The organism is Phyllobacterium brassicacearum, assembly GCF_003010955.1.
Classification (GTDB): Bacteria; Pseudomonadota; Alphaproteobacteria; order Rhizobiales; family Rhizobiaceae; genus Phyllobacterium; species Phyllobacterium brassicacearum.
Genome location: NZ_PGGO01000002.1, coordinates 254,710 through 270,699, shown reverse-complemented (window position 1 = coordinate 270,699; position 15,990 = coordinate 254,710). Strand labels below are relative to the sequence as shown.

At 57.8% G+C, this 15,990-nt stretch carries 15 protein-coding genes and 2 pseudogenes; 9 read left to right on the top strand and 8 right to left on the bottom strand.

All coding sequences use genetic code 11. The features are described from left to right. Positions 1 to 75 precede the first annotated feature (75 nt). From CU102_RS04220 to CU102_RS04210, 4 genes and pseudogenes are all read left to right on the top strand, one after another. Positions 76 to 536: pseudogene (locus CU102_RS04220) on the top strand (IS6 family transposase); the annotation flags it as partial. A gap of 157 nt (positions 537 to 693) precedes the next feature. Then, the gene (locus CU102_RS29685) at positions 694 to 867 is read left to right on the top strand and encodes a hypothetical protein (protein WP_166648356.1); all 174 of its coding nucleotides are present in this window, start codon (positions 694 to 696) and stop codon (positions 865 to 867) included. A 185-nt stretch (positions 868 to 1,052) separates the two neighbouring features. Then, a complete protein-coding gene (locus CU102_RS04215; protein WP_133624444.1) occupies positions 1,053 to 1,397 on the top strand; it encodes a hypothetical protein in 345 nt (114 codons plus the stop codon). 151 nt (positions 1,398 to 1,548) lie between these two features. Further along, positions 1,549 to 2,001 carry a hypothetical protein gene (locus CU102_RS04210; RefSeq protein ID WP_133624445.1) on the top strand — a complete coding sequence of 151 codons (453 nt, stop codon included), beginning with the start codon at positions 1,549 to 1,551 and terminating at the stop codon, positions 1,999 to 2,001. Positions 2,002 to 2,579: 578 nt separating this feature from the next. Here CU102_RS04210 and CU102_RS30255 read toward each other — a convergent pair. Further along, positions 2,580 to 2,717: pseudogene (locus CU102_RS30255) on the bottom strand (NAD-dependent formate dehydrogenase); the annotation flags it as partial. Between CU102_RS30255 and CU102_RS04195 the strand changes: the two are divergent. The 5 genes from CU102_RS04195 (at position 2,669) to CU102_RS04175 (ending at position 6,054) form a co-directional block, all read left to right on the top strand. After that, entirely contained in the window at positions 2,669 to 2,920 is a 252-nt protein-coding gene (locus CU102_RS04195; RefSeq protein ID WP_106709703.1) for a DUF982 domain-containing protein, read from the top strand. The pseudogene CU102_RS30255 and the gene CU102_RS04195 overlap by 49 nt on opposite strands. Before the next feature lie 268 nt (positions 2,921 to 3,188). Then, positions 3,189 to 3,482 carry a co-chaperone GroES gene (locus tag CU102_RS04190; RefSeq protein WP_106709701.1) on the top strand — a complete coding sequence of 98 codons (294 nt, stop codon included), beginning with the start codon at positions 3,189 to 3,191 and terminating at the stop codon, positions 3,480 to 3,482. A gap of 72 nt (positions 3,483 to 3,554) precedes the next feature. Further along, positions 3,555 to 5,156: a chaperonin GroEL gene (gene groL / locus CU102_RS04185; RefSeq protein ID WP_106709700.1), complete on the top strand. Its 1,602-nt coding sequence runs from the start codon at positions 3,555 to 3,557 to the stop codon at positions 5,154 to 5,156. Between the two features lie 186 nt (positions 5,157 to 5,342). Beyond that, a complete protein-coding gene (locus tag CU102_RS04180; protein WP_106709952.1) occupies positions 5,343 to 5,552 on the top strand; it encodes a cold-shock protein in 210 nt (69 codons plus the stop codon). A 139-nt stretch (positions 5,553 to 5,691) separates the two neighbouring features. Further along, positions 5,692 to 6,054 (top strand): DUF6481 family protein, encoded by a 363-nt coding sequence (locus tag CU102_RS04175; protein ID WP_106709699.1) that lies wholly within the window; start codon positions 5,692 to 5,694, stop codon positions 6,052 to 6,054. A gap of 286 nt (positions 6,055 to 6,340) precedes the next feature. On the opposite strand, the gene CU102_RS04170 is transcribed toward CU102_RS04175, so the two are convergent. The 7 genes from CU102_RS04170 to CU102_RS04140 all read right to left on the bottom strand — a co-directional run bounded on the left by CU102_RS04170 (position 6,341) and on the right by CU102_RS04140 (position 15,816). Continuing rightward, on the bottom strand, positions 6,341 to 7,402 hold the full coding sequence (locus CU102_RS04170) for an OmpP1/FadL family transporter (protein ID WP_106709698.1): 1,062 nt from the start codon (positions 7,400 to 7,402) through the stop codon (positions 6,341 to 6,343). A gap of 224 nt (positions 7,403 to 7,626) precedes the next feature. Then, on the bottom strand, positions 7,627 to 8,583 hold the full coding sequence (locus tag CU102_RS04165; protein WP_106709697.1) for a fumarylacetoacetate hydrolase family protein: 957 nt from the start codon (positions 8,581 to 8,583) through the stop codon (positions 7,627 to 7,629). Positions 8,584 to 8,664: 81 nt separating this feature from the next. Continuing rightward, positions 8,665 to 9,342, bottom strand: coding sequence for a VOC family protein (locus CU102_RS04160; protein ID WP_106709696.1), 678 nt, complete (start codon positions 9,340 to 9,342; stop codon positions 8,665 to 8,667). Beyond that, positions 9,339 to 9,773 (bottom strand): VOC family protein, encoded by a 435-nt coding sequence (locus CU102_RS04155; RefSeq protein WP_106709694.1) that lies wholly within the window; start codon positions 9,771 to 9,773, stop codon positions 9,339 to 9,341. The genes CU102_RS04160 and CU102_RS04155 overlap by 4 nt, the downstream gene beginning before the upstream one ends. Before the next feature lie 106 nt (positions 9,774 to 9,879). Continuing rightward, positions 9,880 to 11,808: an acyl-CoA synthetase gene (locus CU102_RS04150; protein WP_106709693.1), complete on the bottom strand. Its 1,929-nt coding sequence runs from the start codon at positions 11,806 to 11,808 to the stop codon at positions 9,880 to 9,882. Positions 11,809 to 11,840: 32 nt separating this feature from the next. After that, complete coding sequence (locus CU102_RS04145) at positions 11,841 to 12,824, bottom strand: 4Fe-4S dicluster domain-containing protein (RefSeq protein ID WP_106709692.1); 984 nt, start codon at positions 12,822 to 12,824, stop codon at positions 11,841 to 11,843. A gap of 10 nt (positions 12,825 to 12,834) precedes the next feature. Next, entirely contained in the window at positions 12,835 to 15,816 is a 2,982-nt protein-coding gene (locus tag CU102_RS04140; RefSeq protein ID WP_106709691.1) for a molybdopterin-dependent oxidoreductase, read from the bottom strand. Positions 15,817 to 15,990: the final 174 nt, after the last annotated feature.

The following is a 15,990-nucleotide window of genomic DNA, read 5'->3' as shown; positions in this document are numbered from 1 at the left end:
AGGAGCCGGATGAGTGGAGACGCTCACGTCCGGATCTGAGAGAGCCTGGGGGTGAAATTCCCCCGGGCCACTCGACTTGTCATCACCATCTCCGGCAGGAAATACTGGCTGTGGCGTGCTGTTGATCAGGAAGGCTATGTACTCGATGAAATCATGCAGACCTGGCGCAACACAAAGGCAGCGAGGCGATTACTGACAAGGCTGCTCAAGAAGCAGGGCCTCGCACCGAAGCGTCTGATCACCGACAAGCTCGGCTCCTATGCCGCGGCCAGGCGTCAGATCATGCCCAGCATCAAACATCGGTCTCACAAGGGACTTAATAACCGGGCGGAGAATTCGCATCTGCCACCTCGAAGACGGGAGCGGGCGATGCAGGGCTTCCGGTCCCAGGGGGTCTTCAACGGTTCGTTTCGATCTTCTCGACTATCCGCAACCCCTTCGTCCCGTCTCGCTCCAAATGTTCCGCCTTTCAAATCCACCTCCATCGCCTCAACGCCCAAGTACAGTGGAAGGCGGTGACAGCTGCATTAGTCTGAAATCTGCCAGCCAAAAGGATTTCCTCTGCCTCGAAGAGTTAACCTGACATCACCTATCGATGCACTCGGGCGCTCGTGCGAGGGGGATCAATACGCAATATTTTGTTGATAGGGTGTATTCCCCCCGATAAACTCGCGCAAACGCGGGGAACATCATATGCAGCCTTTCGACCCGCATGAGAAGGACCCGCAGAGCTTCTATTCCAGTTTGGCTATCATCTGTGGGCTTGTAGCGCTAGGCGCACTCGCCAACGGTGCTGGTGCCACTACAGTTCTCATCGTTGGTGCGGTCGCCGTTGCCTGCTGGATACTGAGCAACCGCACCCAATAACAGGGCAAGCTGGGTGCAATGGCGGACTGTCTGACGCCCGCGTTGTGCGCATTACGCCATTGTAGGATTACGCTCTGTGGCCGCGTATTGGCGACAGCGACTATTGCCGGATGACGCCCTGATCATATCGGAAGAGCAAGGCGGAGGGAGAACCGCTACAACCGTAACGACAGAGGGAGGAAGCCATGACATGGTCTGTTAGGTTTCGCGGGAAAAACTTCAATTTGATCTACTTCACCCCTGATGACGAATACGGGGTTCAGCAGGGACTGACCGGGGAAACAGAAGAGCCAGGATCATATGCCATCGAGTTTTCCCTAGATCCGAACGACGAACGCAGCTTTACCGACATCATAATTAAACATTCTGTTTCCGACGATGAATACCCGTACAAGGCAATTCACGGGCAGCATGTGGACTATGGCGAGATCTATATGATGTCCAGCTTCGAAAGTGGCATCATAATTTACAACGGGGATATTGGTGTTCGAGCCTCTAACGATGTTCCTTACAGAGGGGACGGATTGTGATGTTTGTGCCCTACTACCGCAAACGAGTCCCATCGCGAGTGGTTTGATTTTGCCAAGGCCCGCAGTGAAGCACATCTCATTCGATGGGTCGGAGTACGACCGATTCCTTACAACCTTGACTCTTCTGCAAATGGGAACAAAATTGGAACAAATGGCAAAGCAACAAGAAGAGGCGCGAGCCATGCCCCATGCATTTGCGATGAAGAAATCAGACGAATTTGACGACTCGACGGAATATCATCAAGCGTGCGGAATCGTCGAACGCCAATTTCTTAAATTGACGAGCCTTTGCCCCGGCATTGCAACCGCCCCGTTTATGAAGGCAGGCGAGGCAATGTTCATGTGGGGCGTGTTTTCTGCGATGACCGGTAGTGACGAACGCAGCGAAAAACTGCTGACAACGTACCTGCATAGGCATGCCGGCGTTGATTATGATTTATCCGTGGAACAAGCACATTTAACTGCCAGCACGGCACGTATGACTCCGCTGTTGAGAGAGATTTCCAGGTGCGGCGAATTTGCCTACCGGGAAAATGACGACGAGCTGTTTGTTCATATTGCGCAGTTGTTCTTGAAAGAGATGGGGATCACATCAGTTCAATGAACCGCCCATCAATCGCTAGACCTCGTAGACCGCGAAACCACCCCGACCGGTTCCTTGAATGTCAGAGGGCTGTCGAAGACACTGTTGTCAGTGCGATCGGAGAAGCTTCGGCGGCCGGATGGCAAAAGGATGAGATTATTGCCGCCATGATCGCAGTCGCCGACGATATGCAGCTGGCCTTGAATGCGAAAGTGCTGCTATCGGTGGAAACAGAACTGGGAAAATTGATGAAGAAATACCGATGACAGGCCATAATGTGACCGCCTCGAGCAGGTCATCGTCGATTACGAAGCCATCGCTGCTGTACTTGAAGGTGGCTACGACAAGGCCCATCGAACATCGCGGTCTGGCGAAAAGGAAGACATTTCGCTCAAAACTGCGGACCACAACCGGCGTGTTGTTACCCACCTCAAGGAGGTCGTGGCACGTCATGAGGCGAAGAAGAAAAAAGGTGGGCTAGGGATCGCTGTCTTTGGAACTCTCCACCGTGTTCTTCCCCCCCCAGTGCTGACATGACTGCTACGTGTCCCGCGACCGCCGTTTCCACCGCGGAAGGGTCGAGGAGGCTTGCCGCTCCAAGACTGAAGATCGACGTGATCCGATCCTATTCCCGCCGTCAGCGCCAGTTTGAGCTTCGGTGCCTTGGCGATGCGCTCTGCAGTCAAATATGCTGGCCAGAATGGCTGTGAGATTACGATCTCAGCGTCGGGCAGTTGCATTCCTGCTGAGCGAATGGCCAGGCAAACGTGGACGACTTCACGGACTCGCTCGACAAGCCTGCCTGGAAGCACTTGAAGGGAATGTAGCCGGAGACCTCGCCCGAACAGCATTTGTCGATGCCGCAAGGGAAGCCGATATCTACAAAGGTGCCGGTCACGCTAAACGCGGTATCGTCTACCCGACGTGCAAAATGCGTTGAAGCTTTTGTATGACACGGTCTCTGCTCGACCAAGCATAGAGCGTAATAATACAGGTGCATGGTTCGGTCCGAAAATGGCAAGGCAGACATTGGGGTGCAGCTGTCTAAATAATTGATCTCGCTGAATTAGCATGGTTCATGTGTTCTTGGATTTCACCGCTAATCCGGGCACTTTGATACGCTCGCTGGCACTCCTATCATTCGAGTGCCAATGAGTGTACAAAAGGCGCGTGGACCACATTGGGCTGGCCACAGAAAGAGTTCCCTCATGAAATTCCGGCCACTTCACGACCGCGTCGTCATTCGGCGCGCTGAAGGCGATATAAAGTCCAAGGGCGGGATCATCATTCCCGACAACGCCAAGGAAAAACCGCAGGAAGGCACAGTCGTTGCTGCCGGCCCGGGTTCCCGCGACGAAAGCGGCAAACTGATCTCGCTCGACGTCAAAGCCGGTGAGACTGTCCTCTTCGGCAAATGGACCGGTGCTGAAGTCAAGATTGACGGCGAGGATCTCCTGATCATGAAGGAGACCGATATTATGGGCATCGTCGAGACGAAGTAACCTGTAGGAACAGCGCCCAGGGTGGGCGATCTGCACTTTTCCCCATGTTAAGAATGAACTGGACCAACCAACATGTCTGCCAAAGAAATCAAGTTTTCCATCGACGCTCGCGACAGGATTCTGCGCGGTGTCGAAATTCTGAACAACGCCGTCAAGGTGACGCTCGGCCCGAAAGGCCGCAATGTCATCATTGACCGCTCCTTTGGTGCGCCACGCATTACGAAGGATGGCGTGACGGTCGCCAAAGAAATCGAGCTTTCCGACAAGTTCGAGAATATGGGCGCGCAGATGGTGCGCGAGGTAGCCTCAAAGACCAACGACCTTGCGGGCGACGGCACCACCACAGCAACGGTGCTTGCAGCGTCCATTTTGCGCGAGGGGGCAAAACTCGTAGCAGCCGGAATGAACCCGATGGATTTGAAGCGCGGTATCGACCTCGCCGTCGTCGCCGTCGTCAGAGACATCCAGGCCCGTGCGAAGAAAGTCGAGTCTTCGGATGAGATTGCTCAGGTCGGCACAATTGCCGCCAATGGCGATACGACGGTAGGCAAGATGATCGCCAAGGCCATGAAAAAGGTGGGCAATGAAGGTGTAATCACAGTCGAGGAAGCAAAAAGCGCGGAGACGGAACTCGAAGTCGTCGAGGGCATGCAGTTCGATCGCGGCTATCTCTCGCCCTATTTTGTTACCAATGCCGACAAGATGCGGGTAGAACTCGAAGATGCCTACATCCTTCTCCACGAGAAGAAGCTCGGCAACCTTCAGGCGCTGTTGCCAATCCTCGAAGCCGTGGTCCAGAGTGGAAAGCCGTTATTGATTATATCCGAGGACGTTGAAGGCGAAGCCTTGGCAACCCTTGTCGTCAACAAGCTGCGCGGTGGTCTCAAAGTCGCAGCCGTCAAGGCTCCGGGCTTCGGCGATCGTCGCAAAGCGATGTTGGAAGACATCGCAGTCCTTACCGGCGGCCAGGTGATTTCCGAGGATCTCGGTATTAAGCTCGAGAGTGTCACGATCGATATGCTCGGACGGGCAAAACGCCTGCTGATCGATAAGGAATCCACCACAATCGTCGATGGCTCCGGGGACAAAGCCGGCATCGCCGCCCGTGTCCAGCAAATCCGTGTACAAATCGAGGAGACGACCTCGGACTACGACAAGGAAAAGCTCCAGGAACGCCTGGCGAAACTCTCTGGCGGCGTCGCGGTCATTCGTGTGGGTGGCGCAACCGAAATCGAAGTAAAGGAAAAGAAGGACCGCATCGATGATGCGTTGAACGCGACACGTGCGGCGGTGGAAGAGGGAATCGTGGCGGGTGGTGGCGTGGCACTTTTGCGCGCCAAGGCAGCGTTATCCGCGCTCACTGGAGCAAATGCTGACGTGACGGCGGGCATTTCGATCGTCCTTAAAGCACTCGAAGCGCCTGTCAGGCAGATCGCCGAGAATTCCGGGGCCGAGGGCTCGATCGTGGTTGGGATCCTCCTGGAAAGCAAGAAGTCCAATCACGGATTCAATGCGCAGACCGAGCTCTACGTCGATATGATTGAGGCGGGCATCGTTGATCCGGCCAAGGTTGTTCGAACGGCCCTCCAGGATGCGGGCTCCATTGCGGGGCTCCTGATCACAGCAGAAGCCATGATCGCCGATGTCTCGCCGATTAAGGAAAGGTCTGTTTGAGGTTTGTTGCATTAATCGAGTTGATTGGTCAGGCATAGAGCTATATCACTAAGGCATTGAATTTTGGATCGTTGAACTTTGTCTTTCGCGTGTAGACGCGTCAGCGCTTCTCCTTCAAAACTCGATAGAAGTGGTCATTGTGCACCCGCACGATGCTCAATTGTTGTTGTTACATGGAGGCTCATGATGGCCACGGGTACAGTTAAATGGTTCAATTCCACAAAGGGCTTTGGTTTTATCCAGCCTGATGACGGGGGCACCGATGCGTTCGTTCATATCTCTGCCGTGGAACGTGCAGGTATGCGCGAAATCGTTGAAGGTCAGAAAATCAACTATGAGCTGGTTCGCGACAAAAAGTCGGGTAAGATGTCAGCGGATCAATTGAGCGCTGCGTAGTCGACGGTGGCCTTGCAATGGCCACAGTGATGGCATCATTGCGATAATGCATTAAACAGAGGCTGGGCTCGTGCCTGGCCTTTTTTTCGGCAGTCGGTTCAAAAGCGAACCGTTGCAACACCCATAGGACGAACTTCGATTGAAAAACCTCAAAGAATTGAGTGAACGCCGTGCAGCCGCAGCACAGGCGAAAGAACAGCTTCTCAAAAAGTTCGAGGCCGCACCAAAACCGAGTGACCCCGATATGGTTGCCAAACGCGCCGAACGGGAAGCAATTGCCGCGGCACGTGAAGCAAGACGAGCAGATCGGGAACGATCATTGCAGGAAGACTTCGCGCTTCAGATCGCAGAGGCCGATGCCATAGCTTGTGCCGCCTCAGCGGAGGCCGACGCACGCGAAGCTGACGCAAGAAATCGCATCGCACGCGTTCTTACCGATGAAGCCGAAAGGAAGGCGGAACGCGATCGACGCTATGCTGCCCGCAAAGCCAGGCAACGTTGAACGTAGTTGGAAATAATCGCACGGTTGCCTATTAGCGCAAATCAGCAAGGCATGCGTTCGTTGCCGCAACAAAGAAGGCGGATACCGCTGCGGCGGGCGGTCAGGGTACCGCGTGTATTAATAGATAAATGCTTTGGCTCAGTGCTTCCCAATCTTCTCAGCAGCGTCACACACAGCCAAATATCGCCGCGAGGCATACTGAATCCTAGTGCGACCCTGAGCTCTTTGAATGGACGTGCGCGGGTGGATAACCTCTCGAGATACTGCGGCGTATCCGGCAACCAGGTCAAAACGAATACCCCACTTTCACGGCCGCACTGATTAGATCGTTGTCCGTAAAGTCTCCGAAAGAACCCGAAGCATCCCCGAACTGAAAATAGCTAACAGCGACCGTCATTTTCGTCTGGTCCTTCGTGTAGATTGCCCCAAGTGTGGGACCCCACAAACCGTCCGTTGCGTCGAGCGGCCCTTCAGCCGATACCTCAGTTGAGGGCTCGTATGTAAGGGACGTGAATCCCGACCATTTCTCGCTAAACATCTGTGCCACGCCGAGCATGTAGGTCGTCGTGTCGTTGAAGTGGGTGAGCGATCCCAAAGGATAGCCCGGCGGATTGATCGTGTGTTCGCTCCATTCGGCCCAGCGAACCGTCGCGAAGAGCAGCGTCGAGTGACTGATCGGGGCCTGGAGTTCGATGTTAACCGATTGCGGAGTCTCGACCTGCGTAGTCCCTTCATAGGCGCCTGAGGTGTCGAAATCGTAGTCGATCGCGGAATTGTATGTGACTGCGGCCCGGACATGGGCCTCCGGGATTTCAAAGGCCGCACCGACCACGTAGCCCACGGCCCAGGAGTCGTCAAAGGTGACGTTGCCGAAACCGGCGGGAACGCCGCCCACGAAAACCGAGATATCCGTGTTGCCGCCCATGCGCTGCAGTCTGGGGCCGCCGTAGACACTGAAACGATCCGTGAACTTGTAGCGCAGCAAACCTGTGATCGCGATCGACTCGACTTTTCCCGACAGGCCGGACAGCGGCCCGCCGTCATACTCGAGTTTGCGCCCATAAGGATTGTCTACGATGACCGCTCCTGAGAATTCCTCGTTGAAATCGGCCTTAAAGGCGCCAGTGTAGAATGGCAATGTGGGCGCCGTGTCCCTCGAAGCAAACGGGGGCCCGGCGGCTGTGATCTGCCCTTCCACGTTCGGGCTGGCAAGGCCGAGCCCGAATTCGACGTACCGCCCTGCCTCGAAGAGTGCATCATTCGGCTGCCCCAGAATATCGAAGCCTCCTGCCACCGCCGGCGTGACTAGAAGACAGTTGAATATGGTCAACAAATTAATAGTTTTCATGCGGGTCTCCTCCTCCGGGACGTCTCGTATTTCCGCAAAGCGCAAGGAAATGGGCATGTCTCACCTTGCCCGCGGCCCCTGCGCACCCCTGCGCCTTTCCTCCAACCAGCCGGCTGCCTATAGATTATGGGCTAGACCAGAAGGCGAGCCTCGAGCCCTTCACACCTCCGCCGATAAGGCGGTGATGCAGTCGGCGATGGTGTGCGGCCTCGGTCCCGCCGAGATCACGCGTCCACGATTTCAAGCAATTGCCGGCCAAAATCGACGGCGCTGTCATCGGTGTGCATTTCGGCGCGCATAATGTCCCCCGGCGCCAAATAACGTGTGTGCGCGGTCGCTTCCCGGACGATCGCATCCTTCCGTTCTGAATCCTTGAAGAGCTTGGTCGTCAGAATCTGGGCCAGCGGCGCGCTCGCTTGCAGGATCACGCCGCCCGGCGTCCCGGTCAGGACGAGATCGCCTGCAGACAGGTCCATCAGGGACGCAATGTCGTTGAGGCAGGTTTCTGGGCGAAAGACGAAGTCCCGTGTATGGGCCGACTGACGCAATTCGTCGTTCAGCCAGAGACGGATCTCAATCCTGTCGAGCAGATCCGCTACTTCGTCCGCTTCCGGAATGACCAGCCAAGGACCGCAGGGGCAGAAGGTCCGGGCGCTTTTGCCGCGGAACCACTGCAAGAAGGCTTCACCGAACATGAGGTCGCGGGCTGACACGTCGTTGCACAAGACGAGTCCGCCGATGAAATCGCCGAGGGTCTCTCGGGTGACGTGATCGCCGGCACCTAGCGGTCGCTTCAAGACGAGCCCGAGTTCCACTTCGTAGTCGAGCATCTGACATCCGGCTGGCCGGATGACCGGATCGAACGCTCCAGACAACGAGGAGGCGGCCTTCATGAAGAGCAGGTTCTTCTGGCGCGGCGCATGGCCCGACTCATCCGCGTGATCTGCATAGTTCAATCCCTGGCAGACGATCTGCGCCGGGGCCGTGACGGGGCTCAGAATGTTTGCAGAGCTGATCGGAAAACGCATAGCGCCTGCCAGCGTCTTAAGCTCAGCCGGAGGAAGGCGCAGGATGTCGGCGGTCGAGACGAAGGTGCCCTCGAGCGGCGCAATCTCATCTCCGTCCAAAATTCCCCACAAGGGTTCGCCGCCGATCGTGAAACGCGTCAGTCTAACTACCATTTCATTTCCTTTCTTTGAAAGGGCCACTTAAAGAGCGGCTCGAATGTCCGCTCACAGCGCCTTTTGAGGGTCGCAGCGGGGTCAAGCACGGTCCTTGCCCTTGAGGTCTCCGTATCGCGCACGATAATTCTCGATCGTATCCATCGCGCCGCAGAATTCGACATTGTGCCAGTCGGGATCGTAGAGGTAGCAGGCGACGTTGCCGCCGGTCTCGCCGTCGCCCAAAGGCGGTTCGCTGTTGTGGCGGACTGGACCGTAGTTCAACTGGAATCCGTCGGCCTGCTGTTGCTTGGCAAAGGCCAGCACATCCTCCAATTGGTTTCCTTTCACCTCGAGCGCGAAATGGAAGAAGCTCATGCCCGAAGGGACGGTAATCCTGCCGGTGGGGTCGTATTCTTCGACGAGCACGAGGCATTCCTCGTGCTCAATTGCACTCATATAGCAGCAGCGGATACGCCAGCCTTCCTTGAACGGGTGTGGTTCGGGCTCGCAAGTGCGGCTGTGGGTCATGCCGGCAACTCTCTCGTACCAGGCCCGGCTTCGCGCGATGTCCCGCACATAGATGGAGAGCTGTCTGATATGAGAAACGAGCGATGGCTTGAAGACGCCATAGTCTTCAGTCTTGTTGGAGAACCGCCGCTTCGTTAGCGTCGGCCACAACAGCACCATTTCGCGGAACCATTTCCGCTTCAGGAGGCCTGCGAAGCGCAGCTTGAATGGGGGCAGGACGTTCGGGGGAACGAATGTGCTCTTGCTCATCTGCTGGGCTCCTCAATAATCTCAATCCAGTGCTTGTCCGGGTCCTGAAGGAAAAAGGAACGCGAGGCCGGACGCGCGGAGGCAAGTATGCGTCCTTCGCGGATCGATAATCCCATGTCTTGTGCGCGGCTCCTCACATCGTCGAATGCCTTGGCGTCCTTCACAGTCAGCGCGAAGTGCAGCATCGAATTGTTGTCCATCTTCAGCTTGTGATGCTTCACCAGGCAGATGTCGTGATGGTGGAAGCCGAAGGAGAAGAAATGCATTTCCTGTTGTGACAAACGCATTGCGGCGCTGCTGTCCGGGTGATTGAGAGCGGAGAACTGCAGGTCGAAGAGTTTGATATAGAAAGCTTTTGAGCGTTCCAGATCGGTAACGTAGAAGACATGGTGCTGAAGGTTGGTGACGGGTATCCGAGGTTGAGCATTCATGACTGAGGTCCTGACTGCTGGTTAATCCAAGAGAATGCTAGCGGCCCGATCTGGTAACGGGCAAGATTGATCGCCATGATTGACGTCCTTTTCTTCTCGCGAATTTTCAGAGGAATTGCGCCTTAAAGGCGTAGCGACCCAGTTTTTCGCGGAGTGAGTCTGGATCGCCCTCGGCCGCAATTCTTGCGAGCAGTCCGAGCCGGGCGTCTTGGATGACAGAGAGGGATGCGAGCTTCACGCCGGCCGACGCCGCCACCTGACGGACGACATCCTCGATCTCCAGCATCGACAATGCTGGTTTGAAGATCTTGCCGACGGGTGTGACGGGCAGCGCGGCCAGAATCCGAACCGATTTGGGATGCGCAGCCCGTTCGGGAATACGGCCGACGGCGTGGGCAAGCAGATCCGCTTCCGATGCAATCGTCACCGGCTTCAACTGAACGTAGAGCACCGGCACTTCTCCGGCGCGCTCATCGGGTCGTCCAACCGCTGCGGCGAGTTGCACCGCCGGATGATCCTGCACTGCATTTTCGATCACCTTGGGATCGATATTGTGGCCGCCGCGGATAATGAGTTCCTTCAAGCGACCCGTCAGCCAGAAGTAGCCGTCCGCGTCTTGGCGGGCGAGATCGCCTGTGTTCAGCCAACGCTCGCCGTCAATCTCGAGCCAGAGACCCTTGTTGTGTTCCGCATTGATGTAACCGGCAAAGACATTCGGCCCGCGGATCGCGAGGACTCCGACCTCTTCCGTCCAGGCGAATCCGGTGAAGCCGCCGGAATCGTCAAGTCTGACCACTGCCATTTGCTGGTAGGGGAGGCGCAGGCCGATCGAGCCGATGCGTCGCTCTCCTTCGGGAGGATTGACACTGGAAACACAGGCGCCTTCCGTCAGGCCGTAGGCCTCCAGAATGCGAATCCCCGTCGTCTTTTCGAAAGCGCGGAACAGTTCCACGGGCATCGGAGCCGCGCCGCAGAAACCGTAGCCGATGCTTGAAATGTCGCGGCCGCCGACAGGCACCTGCAGGAGTGCGGAATATACAGTCGGAACGCCCGAGAAGGCCACGATCCGATAGTGTTCGATGATCTCCCAGAAGGACGGAATAACTCCCTCGCCGCGATAGCCCTGCGGCGTGCCCATGACGACATGTCCGCCTTGCGACCAGGGGATGAGGCCCGTCACCAACTGCCCATTGACGTGGAAGAGCGGCAGGCCGCAGAAGATCGTCTTTCCCGGGGCGAACGCACTCCCGATGAGGGCCTGGGTACACCAGGCGTCGAACACTTCCGAGAAATGGGTGCGCGCGGCGATCTTGGGCAGTCCGGTTGTGCCGCCTGTGCAGAAGTATGATGAGATATCTCCGGGTCTGGGCATTTCGAAGGTTAACGCGTCGCCCCGTTCGGCGCCCATTTCCTCTTCCAGGCTGAGAATCGGGATGGAAAAACCGTCAACACTCGGAACCTTCGACCGGACCTCCGCCGCCTCATCGGCGGTGCCGCGAAAATAGCGACTTGAATTCACGGAGAGAATTCCCTGCAAGCTCGGCACATTTGCCGCGGCTTTGACCGTCTTCTCCCAGATGTCGGTCCCCCGGGCGGGCGCCAGCGTCACCAGCCATTTTACCTTTCCGGCAATGAGGAGCTCGGAAATCTGTCCCGATTCAAGCAGCGGATTGATCGCAAAGGCGATGCCCGCCGCCTCGCCGCCCCAGATCACGAAATGCGTTTCGGGCAGATTGGGCAGCACGAAGGCGACCACGTCGTCGCGGCCGATCCCCAGCCGCCGGAGGGCATTGGCTGTCCTCGTGATGTCAGCGAGGAGTTCGGCATGCGTCCAGACGAAGGGATCACGGAAGTCGTCAGCGCGCAGAAAGAAGGACAGGGCACGCTGATCCGGCGCGATAGCAGCGCCGCGCGCAAGCATCTCGTAGGTGCTCGCCGGGAGGTTACGCTCCCGCAGCGGGATTTGCTCGAATGTCTCGACATCGCGCAGAGCGACAACGGAGCGCCCGAAGTCACTGGGGTTTGTTGCGAGCATGGTTATCTTCCTCCCTATAGATCCGCGCTGGCTCATTCCGGCAGCTGCGGCACCTGCACATTAGTGATGCGACGGCTTCTTTCCGTTCCCAGATCGCCCATAATGTCTCTGTCACACTGAGAATCGGGCGAGGCTTGTTGCCCGGCTCTACTGCCATCTTGGTCCTTTGTTTCCTCGAGTAGGTTCAACCGTAGTTCGCCCAGATAGACGCTCTCGCACAGGACACAGTCGCGCCAGGCACTGCCATGGTCATGGGAAACTTCGACGCGATACGCGCCTCCATCCCCGGCCAAATTGTCGAAGCGGAAGTCGCCGAAGCCGTCGGTGACCGTCCTCGCGAGAACCTTGCCTCCCTGGGACAGGGTGACGTCCGCCCCCTCGATGCATTCGACCGCCGCGGTGAGGTCGGCGCTGACGCTACCGCCGACGAAGCATGTCTCCCACCGTTCCAGGCCCCGGTACCAGATGCGGGGTTTGGTCTCGAGCTCGGGCTTGTGCACCTTGAGCCCCTCGGCGACCGCCATCCGCTCCATGGCGGCGTCATCGAGCTTCACCGCCTCGAAGACATCCGTCGGGCAGACCTGTTGACATCGGGGCCGCTGCCAACCCTGATCCAGCAGGTGGGCATCAAAGATCCAGGTCTGCGGCACCTGTTGCTCGTCATTCCAGACGATTGCGCCATAGGGACAGGAGCCGACGATGTCCGTGCGGCCATACGACATGACCGGATCGATGATGACGAGACCATCGTCGCGTTTGCGGATGGCGTCGCCGGCGTAGCGAATGCAGGGTGCGTCGTCGCAATGATTGCACATCACCGGCAGATAGGTGGTCTCCACCATGGGTGCGCTGCCCTGTGTACGGCGCAGGATGCGGATGGGGCTATCTCCGACGGCTGCGGCCGGGGCCGCGTAGCCGGGGAAATCGTTTCCGACATGTTCATCGCGGTGCGCGATGACGCAATTGTGGCAATTCTCGCAGCGGCCAACATTGATGATCAGGTTCCACTTGCTCATGGGCTTCCTCCTATGCTGCGCAATTCATCTTGAACGTGTCAGCGTTCCGCCACTTCTCGATTTGCACAAGGCAGGAATTGGGAGCCATGCTGCTGGTTCCGCTGGTCTGCGATCGGTCCGGGGTGAGCATGTTCAGGCAGCCGCCGATCTCCACGGTCTCTCCTGCGAAATCGACAAGCTGGAATTCCGCGCTCGCCTCTGAAGACTTCACAACACCCGGAGTTACCAAGGGCGAAATGTCGGCAGCACAGATCACCGCGCCGCGGTCGTTGAAGATTTTCACCAGGTCACGCTGGCCGATACCGCGCTTGGCGGCATCGGCGGGATTGAGACGCAGCAACCAAAATCGATGGCCGGCAATCAGGGCGCGGTGGTCTTCCACCTGATTGACCGCGCTGTTCTTGCCATCCATGCTGGTGTGGAAGCTGTAGCGGCTATGCGTAGCGATCATCTGCAGCGGATAGCGCTCAACCAGCCCGGTGCTGCGCAGCCCTTCCCAGGATGGGATGTAGCGATTGACCGGTGGCCGGTCCGGATTGCCCGCCGTGTTCCGCTTGAGGACCGCGGGCACGAATTCCAGCTTGCCGCTCGGAGTCTGCAGGCCCATGCCGAACTCTTTGGCATACTGCGATGGCATCGGGAGCGGTTCTGGTAGATCTTTGCGCCTTCCCTCGGCAAACCAGCGCATGTCGACGGGCTGGCGCAGCTCTGGCTTTTCGGGCGGCACGACGTAGTAGCCCTTGCGGCAGAATTTCTTCCAGGAGATTTCGCCGGGCAGATCTGACGAATCGAACACCCGCTTGACCCAGTCGAGCTCGCTGCAGCCCTCGGTGAAGACCGCGCCCAGGCCCAGCCGGGTCAGGATAGCGGTAAAGATGTCATAGTCGGATCGAGATTCGCCCAACGGCTCGATGCACTTATGCTGCATGGTGATGACGCGATGGTTGACGACGTTGACGCCGTGATGGGCGTAACCTCCGGAATTCGCCCATTCGCCGATGTCCCAGCGCTCCAGTGAAGTGCAGGCCGGCAGGATGATATCGGCGAACTGGGCCTCGCCCTCCATCCAGATGGACTGGTTCACCACGAACTCGATGCTCTCGTGTCGATAGGCCTCCACCCAGCGCCCCGATCGAGTGACGGTGCTCAGGGACGATCCGCCGTAGCGGTAGATCATGTGAATCGGCGAGTAGCCCGGCATAGGATACCTGAAGGGCGCAAACTGCGCCTCCTGGGCAATGCCGTCCCAGAGATAGCCGGTAGCCTCGCCATTTATGATCGCGTCGGGCAGTTGCTGACGCGGCACCATCTGCTTGACAGGATTCATCGTCAATATGTGTGGCATGCGCTGATAGTTGTTAACCGCATTCCCGGTCCAAGCCAGCTCACCGGAGATCCCGCCATCGGCGTAGCCCGGAAAATAGAAATGTAGGTCGTGAGGCACGCCGATCTGGAGGCCGCCGAAATTGACGCCCGGCTTGCCCCAGCCCTGCATGGCCATCATCATGATCATGCAGCGCGCCCACTGGGCTCCGGTCGCGCCGCGGCCTGCGCCACCGAATCCCGTGCCGGTCATTCCGACGGCCAGATAGACCTTCTTACCGCCCCACTTGCGGGCAAGAGCGCGCACGTCCCTGGCGGGGACGCCGGTCTCGGATTCCTGCCATTCAGGGCTCTTGGAGACGCCATCGGTTTCGCCCAATAGGTAGGCCTTCCATTCGTCGAAGCCGGTGGTGCGAGTGGCGACGTACTCCTCGTCATAGAGGCCTTCCGTGACCCAAACGTGCATAATTGCCTGCGCCAGGGCAGCGTCCGTCTGGGGACGGACGGGAAACCAGCGTCCACCCAGCAGCTGGGCTGTCGGATTGCAGTGCGGGTCTATGTGCACGAACTCGATGCCGAGTTCCTTGGCCCATAGTCGACGCGTCGTGCCCTCAAACCCCGCATAGGCTCCATTGGTGCTTTCGGGATCGCAGGACCAGAAGACGATCATCTCGGCTTCCTTGAGGCAGTCTTCCACCCCGCCATAGCCCGCAGGCACGCCGACCCGCATTGAATTGCCGAAATGGTGCATGGCGCCCCAATACCAGCCCTCCCAGCTATCCGGGTTGGCGGCGACGCGGGTGAAGCCGATCAGGTTGGCGAACCGCATCAGCGAGCTCAGGTAGTAGCCCACGTTTCCCCACTGGTGGTGGGACGACATCGGAAAGGTGATCGAACCCGGTCCGTGTACGCGCTTCTGCCTGTTAATCTCCGTGGCGACGATGCCCAGCGCCTCATCCCAGCTGATCCGCACGTAGCCGGATTTTCCTCGGTTCTGGGGATTGCGTTCGCCAGCGGGATCGAAATCCACCCGCTTCATCGGATGAAGAATGCGCTTGTCCGAATAGACCAGCGATTTCATGGTCAGGGCGTGCGGCGCGACCAGGGCGCGGCGGGGTGGGCTGAACTTGCGCCCACGGGCTTCGATCACCCAGGTGGATGGGTCGGTGTGGTCGAACTCGATAGGAGAAACCCGCAGAATCCGGCTATCCTTAACGTAAACGAACAGCGGGCCGCCATTAGTGCAGGTGGTGTAGCGAAGGCTTCCGTCGGGCATGGGCGTGCCCATGGGCAGGCCGGCGGTCTCGCTCATGTTGAGAGTCTGCATGAACCAGACAACCAACTCGTCCGACCCGGTGGTCACCACTTTGAAATTCTTGGCAGCGTGGATGATCTCGCCCTGATCGCGATTGGGTAGCAGGAGTTTCAAGGCGGTCGCAACGTCCTTGAAGGACATGACCACTTCGGCCTCGGCTGCCGAACCCGCACGGGAGCGGAATCTGCCGTCTCGGATTTCCACGATACGGCCAAGACTGGCGTCCTGCAGGCCGATCCATACCACTATGTCGCGCTGCTTCAGCCGTTCCCGGAAGGCCGGGTTGCGGGAGGCTGTATGATTGAGCACCTTGGGCAAGGCAACGAGGATGGTCCTGAGAACCTGCCGGTTCATCCCAGATCTAATACCTAACATGTCCTAGCGGTCCGCGAGTCGGAATGTTCGATTTGGAGGCCGCAGATAAACGGCCGGATCGCGACATCGCGCGAGGCTTGCAGCTTCATTGACGGTTCTCCTCCGATCCCATTCCTCAACATTGACTATAAAATCATAATGACGAGATAGTCA

Coding starts and splice junctions, on each gene's coding strand:
- CU102_RS04180 (WP_106709952.1), top strand. CDS start 5,343: ATGGCCACGGGTACAGTTAAATGGTTCAATTCCACAAAGGGCTTTGGT.
- CU102_RS04150 (WP_106709693.1), bottom strand. CDS start 11,808: ATGCTCGCAACAAACCCCAGTGACTTCGGGCGCTCCGTTGTCGCTCTG.
- CU102_RS04145 (WP_106709692.1), bottom strand. CDS start 12,824: ATGAGCAAGTGGAACCTGATCATCAATGTTGGCCGCTGCGAGAATTGC.
- CU102_RS29685 (WP_166648356.1), top strand. CDS start 694: ATGCAGCCTTTCGACCCGCATGAGAAGGACCCGCAGAGCTTCTATTCC.
- CU102_RS04195 (WP_106709703.1), top strand. CDS start 2,669: ATGCTGGCCAGAATGGCTGTGAGATTACGATCTCAGCGTCGGGCAGTT.
- CU102_RS04155 (WP_106709694.1), bottom strand. CDS start 9,773: ATGAATGCTCAACCTCGGATACCCGTCACCAACCTTCAGCACCATGTC.
- CU102_RS04190 (WP_106709701.1), top strand. CDS start 3,189: ATGAAATTCCGGCCACTTCACGACCGCGTCGTCATTCGGCGCGCTGAA.
- CU102_RS04210 (WP_133624445.1), top strand. CDS start 1,549: ATGGCAAAGCAACAAGAAGAGGCGCGAGCCATGCCCCATGCATTTGCG.
- CU102_RS04170 (WP_106709698.1), bottom strand. CDS start 7,402: ATGAAAACTATTAATTTGTTGACCATATTCAACTGTCTTCTAGTCACG.
- CU102_RS04140 (WP_106709691.1), bottom strand. CDS start 15,816: ATGAACCGGCAGGTTCTCAGGACCATCCTCGTTGCCTTGCCCAAGGTG.
- CU102_RS04165 (WP_106709697.1), bottom strand. CDS start 8,583: ATGGTAGTTAGACTGACGCGTTTCACGATCGGCGGCGAACCCTTGTGG.
- CU102_RS04215 (WP_133624444.1), top strand. CDS start 1,053: ATGACATGGTCTGTTAGGTTTCGCGGGAAAAACTTCAATTTGATCTAC.
- groL (WP_106709700.1), top strand. CDS start 3,555: ATGTCTGCCAAAGAAATCAAGTTTTCCATCGACGCTCGCGACAGGATT.
- CU102_RS04160 (WP_106709696.1), bottom strand. CDS start 9,342: ATGAGCAAGAGCACATTCGTTCCCCCGAACGTCCTGCCCCCATTCAAG.